At 40.3% G+C, this 6,751-nt stretch carries 5 protein-coding genes and 3 pseudogenes; 7 read left to right on the top strand and 1 reads right to left on the bottom strand.

Annotated features, from left to right (window positions below; all coding sequences use genetic code 11):
- Window positions 1–222: 222 nt before the first annotated feature.
- From B9L23_RS21530 to B9L23_RS09310, 4 genes and pseudogenes are all read left to right on the top strand, one after another.
- Window positions 223–1,128 (top strand): annotated as a pseudogene (locus B9L23_RS21530) (transposase).
- A 562-nt stretch (window positions 1,129–1,690) separates the two neighbouring features.
- Entirely contained in the window at window positions 1,691–2,719 is a 1,029-nt protein-coding gene (locus B9L23_RS09300) for an amidohydrolase family protein (RefSeq protein ID WP_245842339.1), read from the top strand.
- A gap of 36 nt (window positions 2,720–2,755) precedes the next feature.
- Window positions 2,756–3,466: an iron-sulfur cluster assembly protein gene (locus B9L23_RS09305; protein WP_089097446.1), complete on the top strand. Its 711-nt coding sequence runs from the start codon at window positions 2,756–2,758 to the stop codon at window positions 3,464–3,466.
- Window positions 3,467–3,528: 62 nt separating this feature from the next.
- Entirely contained in the window at window positions 3,529–4,101 is a 573-nt protein-coding gene (locus B9L23_RS09310) for a DJ-1/PfpI family protein (protein WP_089097447.1), read from the top strand.
- A 367-nt stretch (window positions 4,102–4,468) separates the two neighbouring features.
- Here the strand turns inward: B9L23_RS09310 and B9L23_RS21695 are convergent.
- A pseudogene (locus B9L23_RS21695) lies at window positions 4,469–5,006 on the bottom strand (transposase); the annotation flags it as partial.
- On the opposite strand from B9L23_RS21695, the pseudogene B9L23_RS09325 reads away from it, so the two are divergent.
- The 3 genes and pseudogenes from B9L23_RS09325 to B9L23_RS21005 all read left to right on the top strand — a co-directional run.
- Window positions 4,974–5,262: pseudogene (locus B9L23_RS09325) on the top strand (ATP-binding protein); the annotation flags it as partial. The pseudogenes B9L23_RS21695 and B9L23_RS09325 sit on opposite strands and share 33 nt — an antisense overlap.
- A 302-nt stretch (window positions 5,263–5,564) precedes the next feature.
- The gene (locus B9L23_RS20995; RefSeq protein WP_245842341.1) at window positions 5,565–5,711 is read left to right on the top strand and encodes a hypothetical protein; all 147 of its coding nucleotides are present in this window, start codon (window positions 5,565–5,567) and stop codon (window positions 5,709–5,711) included.
- A gap of 316 nt (window positions 5,712–6,027) precedes the next feature.
- On the top strand, window positions 6,028–6,751 hold a 724-nt coding region (locus B9L23_RS21005; protein WP_245842343.1), incomplete at its 3' end, for a transposase.

Raw genomic sequence — 6,751 nt, forward strand, 5'->3', positions numbered from 1 at the left:
CTTGTTCAACATTAAACATTCTTTAATAAGCTGGTTGACTTGTTCAACATTAAACATTTCTAATATAATTTATGAATATTTCACAAAAATAAATTAAGAGAAGAGAGTAATAAAAAATAGGTTCATCACCAAATTTTGTGATTTAGTGATAAAAAAGAGAAAGCATTAACGAAATCCTGGCAATAATGTCAGCGACGAAACAAACATAAGGAGGCTTCGCAAGTGCTTTCTATATCACTAGGATTGCCAGAATTCAAATTGTTAAACAAGAACTTCTTTCCTATGGTTATGCGATTCATGTGGAGAAAACAGAGACACAAGAACGTTGTCCACATTGTGGGTTTCTTACTTCCACTGTCCATGACAGACGGACACGAAAAGTACGGGATTTAGCGATTTTCCGTCAACCGGTGTACTTGTTCGTAGAGGTGAAGCGTTATCGATGCTGGAATTGTTTCCAAGTGTTTTCTGCCTCTTTCGAATCGATTCCACCAAACCAACATTACACCAATCATGTTGCGAGTACTTGTATGAACTTTGTGAAGGCTGAAAGCATCGTATCCCATATACGACATTGGAACGCATTTATTACTCCATCGCATCGAAAAAAGCAAAAGAGCGCCAAGCAGCGATGGAGGCCTCTTCTCCAGAAGGGATGGTGCTTAGCTTAGATGAAACCGCGGTAAAAAAGGACATCAGTATGAAACCGTATTGATGGATGCCAAAGCAGGATCGGTCATGGGATTGCATGCCGACCGCCAATGTGACTCCGCCATCAACTTGTTGAATCAAAACGTCCTGTCTAAAGAAATGGTGCAAACCGTGATTCTTGACATGTGGGAACCCTATCACAAGGCGGTTCGTGCTCTGTTTCCATCTGCTTCGATTGTGATCGATAAGTACCATGTGGTTCAAAAGGTGACACAAGCCCTGGATCAAGCGAGAAGGAATTCTCCTCATTGAAAAAGGCTAGATTCCTTCTATATAAAAGGCTACTCGAATGGAGGGAACGAATCACAAGATCAAAAACATCAAACGCCGGGCATTGGCTATCGAAATCGAGAACGGTTTCGTTTGCGTGTATTTCTGGAGTGTACAGGGAACACTACAGGCAGTCAGGCTGCCTAAGCTCTCACTTCTTCCGCTATCGGTATGATAGTTGGTAGAATGGAACCTGTCAAGGAAAGCACTTGACTGTTTCCATTCTACCAACTTGGTGGTCCGTATGCGGAAGAAGGAGCCCATCGGATGAACCTGTTTCATCCAGCTAACATGTTTCTAGGATTGAGTAAATGGTGAATTACCCATTTTTTTATGTTGTTCCAACCTTCCTGTCACAATATTAGATTTGGAAAATGCGTATTGCTGAACGGCCTTTCCCTGATGGAATATCGAGAAAAGTCCATGGCATCATAATATACTCTTTTTCATTGTCTACTTGACAGGGGTATGTGCTTTAATTTTAGATTATAAAAAGTTTTGTTTCATCACCCAAAAAATTGATGGCAAAATTTGCTGTTTTTTGTTTAAGTATATATTTCAAATAGTGGATTAACCAAGTATAATTTGATTAGAATTTTCTAAATAAAATGAAAACTAAAAATATTCGTACCTACAAAAACACTTTTCTATGGACATCCGAAAAAATGATACCGCTTTCAATTGAAAATTAATCTAATGTGAGGGGGGAATGGAATTGATCAAAACATCTAATGGTGAAGAAATTTTTATTATTGATGCACACATTGCCTTATGGGATGGAAGTAAGGAGAATCAATTAAATATCCACGGAGAACAATTTATTAGTTGCTTTTATGATTATCACAAAAATCTAAGTCCGAAAGAATATTGGTGGCCTAAAGATGAGTTCGTAAAGTATTCTCCAGAAAAACTTGTGAATGATGTGTTTATTGAAGGATATGTGGATATGGCGATTTTCCAACCAGTTCTTCTAAAAGAGTTTTATAAAAATGGTTTTGGTAATTTTGATGCAAATGAGGAACTTTCAAAAAAGTACCCTAATCGTTTTATTTGCAATGGAACATTCGATCCCCGACATGGTGAACGAGGTTTAGAAAAATTAGAAGAAAATAAAGAAAAATACAACTGGCAAGGTGTCAAGTTATATACAGCTGATTGGTACGGTAATTCAAAGGGCTATAAACTATCTGATGACTGGTCAAAAAGATATCTTGAAAAATGCCAAGAGCTGGGGATAAGAAATATTCATATTCATAAGGGTCCAACGATCACTCCTTTAAATCGGGATGCATTTGACGTAGCAGATGTTGATGATGCAGCAAGTTGTTTCCCTGAACTTAACTTTATTGTAGAACACGTAGGGCTTCCAAGATTAGAAGATTTTTGTTGGATTGCTACACAAGAGAAAAATGTCTATGCAGGTTTGGCAGTTGCCATTGCTTTAATTCATACTCGACCTCGTTATTTTGCTCAAATTATTAGTGAATTGTTGTACTGGCTTGATGAAGACCGAATCATTTTTGGAAGTGATTATGCTATATGGGAACCGAAGTGGATCATTGAAAAGTTTCTTGAATTTGAACTTCCAGAAGATATACAAGAAGAAACTGGAGTTACATTTGATTTGGAAGTTAAGAAAAAGATTTTAGCAGGAAATGTAGCGAGATTGTATAACATTGATATCGAAGAGCAAAAACAAAAGTTAAAAAATTGCAAACTATCTAGACAAACAGCATAACTGATAATCCATTGAATGGGGGGTGCATCGAAGTTAATGGATGAAGAAAAGCAAGTGTATAGCATGCTTGAAAAAGTGTATGATCCTGAACTGGACCAGCCGTTAACAGAGTTGGGATTTATCGACCATGTTGTAATTAAAGACAATCATGTTGAAGTAGTCATTCGTCTTCCAACTTATTGGTGTTCTCCTAACTTTGCATACATCATGGCTGAAGATATAAGGAAATATGTGTCTGAGTTAGAATGGGTAAAAACGGTTCAAGTTCATTTACTGGATCATTGTGCATCCGATGAAATTAATCACGGAGCATCAGCAGGAAAATCATTTAGCGAAGTCTTCGGCGCTTTATCTGACGGAGACCTCGAAGAATTGCGTAAAACATTTGATATAAAAGCTTACTATGCAAGGCAAGAGAAACTTATTAAGTATCTTCTAAATAGGGGTATGACAAAGAAAGAGATCACGTCCTTATCTCTTCAAGAATTAAATGAACTGCCCCTGCCCGAAGAAGGGAAGTTGTTAAGAGAAAAGTATTTGGAGAAGAAAAAAGTATTAAATCACTCAAGTATATTGGCCATAACAACTCCAGAAGATAAACCATTGTCTGAAGAAGAGTTTTCGGATTACTTGCAAGGCGCCAAGCTGACACGGTTGAGTATGGAGTTTAATGCCCATTATTGCCGGGGATTATTAGAGACACGATATAATTTGCCTAATGCCCATGAAGGCGGTTTGGTAAAATGATTCATTATTTTAACAGTCTGCAAATAATTTAATTAATAATATAAAAGGAAAGGTGATGTAAGATGAGTAAAAATGTTCTTATTATTACTGGTGATGCTGCTGAAGCATTAGAAGTGTTTTATCCTTATTATCGTTGTATTGAAGAAAATATTAATTGTACAATTGCCTCTCCTGTTAAAAAGAAGCTTCAGACAGTTGTTCATGATTTTCTTCCTGAAATGGAGACTTTTACAGAAAAATGGGCATATAAAATCGAATCTCATGCATCAGTAGATGAGATTAATCCTGCCGACTATGATGGATTAATTATTCCAGGAGGGCGTGCGCCTGAATATATTCGTATGAATCCAAAAGTTCAGGAAATTGCTGCTCACTTTTTAAAAGAAAATAAACCTCTTGGGGTTATCTGTCATGGACAATTAGTCTTAACAACTGTAAGAGAATATATTAAAGGAAGAGAGATGACGGCTTACACTGCTTGTAGACCAGAAGTGGAAGCAGCAGGCGCTATTTATGTGGAAAAAATGCTTCATGTTGATGGAAACATTGTATCAGGGCATGCTTGGCCGGATTTACCGGGATTCATGAGAGAATTCTTTAAATTGTTGAATATAAGAGAAAAAGCTTCTGTTTAAATAATAAAAAGGCTGATGTATCCGAAATGTACCCCGAATATCAGATACTTTAAAAAGTCCGATATTCGGGATTTTTGTTTCATTATGAAAAAAATACGTTTACAATCGAATCAAAGGTGTGAGCGGAGGAGATCAAATGAGCAAGGATTATTTTTAATGAAGTTTGTTTAATGAGGCAATTTGAGAGAATAATCAGAATGTCGAACATGTGTCCGAATGTTCGATTGCCTTATCATCTACAAGTCCAAATATTATTGTGTAAATTCCCCTTTGATAGACACCGCGGAATCGATGGCTTGACCTATTAATAGGTAAGTCCGGCAAGTCTCCCTACCGGCTACCTCACCGAACAACATTTGCCGATGTCCTCCTCATTCACTCCCGTGGCGATCAAAACAGCTCTGGAGTGCACTCGTCCATTCTCCTGGACATTTGTATAATTTGCATAAATGGTATCCACCAGTACAAACGGATATACGTGTTCATGCAAGGAATGGAAATTCCAGTCCTGGATAATCGGATCTAGCTCCTTGTACAGCTAGGAGACCATGAACTTGGAAAACGAAGTCCCGCACAACTCCTTGGTGATTTGCGTCACCTTTCGCGTAACCACCCGTTACCACCATTTCCATTCGTGTCAGTACTAGAGCTTGTTCACTCCGTTGATATCGTCTAAACAGTTCGATGGAGAACTCCCCACCTCTCATGGAATGCGCAAGGTCAACCGCTACCTGGTGGCGTCAGCACCCGTTTCGAATCGTCTTTTTGTCCTTCCGTACGCTTATAACGGCGTGCTTCAGCTATTCTTCAACTTGCGTCTTGAGAATTTGATTCGGGAATTGTTCCAACAGTTTAGATGATCCTTCACTCTGATGTTTGTGAAGCCAATCGTTCTCATTATGGATGAAATGGGATGCTTAAAACTGGCCCCGAACAGCGCACATTACTTATTTCAGGTGATCGCCCGTCGGTACGAATATGTCCTGATTATCCTAATCTCCAACAAAAGCTTTGGAGAATGGAGAAATCGTGGGAGATTCAGTTCTTGCGACGGCGATGTTAGATCGATTACTACATCATTCCATCATTTTCAACCTAAAGGAGGAAAGCTATCGATTACGGGAAAAGAGGCTCCAAGAAGAAAAACAGAAGGATCAATAAGGTTCTTCTGGGGAGTTTTAAACCGGGGATTTTGGGGAAAAAATAATCGGCCTTGATGTAAATTATCACTTTATTTCGGAACAAAAGAGCCATTTTTTTGCACATTCCTTCAGAAAGCCCTCTCCCCTTTTCTGAAAGAATGTGCTAAATTTTTTGTGAATTATTTCGGAAGAGAAAATCCATCGATTCAGAGGAGGGGGAGGAGGACCATAGCCATCAAGTTAAGAATTTGATCTTTTTTCAGCGCCAAAAACATGGTATCCTTTCTAACGAAAATCATCGTTGGAAAGGATTGTTTTTTGATGGCAAAAAAGATGAAGGCATGGATAAAAACGATTCGTCAACTCTTCTCCTCTGAAGAACTGACCCGTCTGGCACGGAAAGTCGGATTCATTCAGCGGCAGCGTTCATTAACAGCGGAACTTGTTTCACCCGTCTGCGGATCTTAGACTCTACCAGTTTTTTACTCCCGGCCGACTATGGTGAGGACTATCAAGGTTCGGTTTCATCTGGCGCCAAAATCCAATTTGAGTATGAGCTGTTATCGGGCACCTGTCTTCAGCTGTGCGTCCAACAGGCCAATGATTCCGATGCCCGACCTGTCTTCAGCTGTGCGTCCAACAGGCCAATGATTCCGATGCCCGCTTTGCTTATCATACCCAGCACACGATTTTACCGAATGACCTTTGCATTCGGGATCTGGGGTTTTTTTCACTCGCCACGCTGGCGGAGATCGATGCTCGAGGTGCTTATTATATTACCCGGTTGCGTTCTTGTTTCACCCGTCTGCGGATCTTAGACTCTACCAGTTTTTTACTTCCGGCCGACTATGGTGAGGACTATCAAGGTTCGGTTTCATCTGGCGCCAAAATCCAATTTGAGTATGAGCTGTTATCGGGAACCTGTCTTCAGCTGTGCGTCCAACAGGCCAATGATTCCGATGCCCGTTTTGCTTATCATACCCAGCACACGATTTTACCGAATGACCTTTGCATTCGGGATCTGGGGTTTTTTTCACTCGCCACGCTGGCGGAGATCGATGCTCGAGGTGCTTATTATATTACCCGGTTGCGTTCGGCCGACTATGGTGAGGACTATCAAGGTTCGGTTTCATCTGGCGCCAAAATCCAATTTGAGTATGAGCTGTTATCGGGAACCTGTCTTCAGCTGTGCGTCCAACAGGCCAATGATTCCGATGCCCGCTTTGCTTATCATACCCAGCACACGATTTTACCGAATGACCTTTGCATTCGGGATGTGGGGTATTTTTCACTCGCCACGCCGGCCGACTATGGTGAGGACTATCAAGGTTCGGTTTCATCTGGCGCCAAAATCCAATTTGAGTATGAGCTGTTATCGGGCACCTGTCTTCAGCTGTGCGTCCAACAGGCCAATGATTCCGATGCCCGTTTTGCTTATCATACCCAGCACACGATTTTACCGAATGACCTTTGCATTCGGGATCTGGGGTTTTTTTCACTCGCCACGC

It is taken from the genome of Parageobacillus galactosidasius (assembly GCF_002217735.1).
In the GTDB taxonomy this organism is placed as follows: Bacteria; Bacillota; Bacilli; order Bacillales; family Anoxybacillaceae; genus Parageobacillus_B; species Parageobacillus_B toebii.

Excerpts from the sequence above, each read along its gene's own strand:
- B9L23_RS09300 (WP_245842339.1), top strand. The coding sequence starts at position 1,691 with ATGGAATTGATCAAAACATCTAATGGTGAAGAAATTTTTATTATTGAT.
- B9L23_RS09305 (WP_089097446.1), top strand. The coding sequence starts at position 2,756 with ATGGATGAAGAAAAGCAAGTGTATAGCATGCTTGAAAAAGTGTATGAT.
- B9L23_RS09310 (WP_089097447.1), top strand. The coding sequence starts at position 3,529 with ATGAGTAAAAATGTTCTTATTATTACTGGTGATGCTGCTGAAGCATTA.
- B9L23_RS20995 (WP_245842341.1), top strand. The coding sequence starts at position 5,565 with ATGGCAAAAAAGATGAAGGCATGGATAAAAACGATTCGTCAACTCTTC.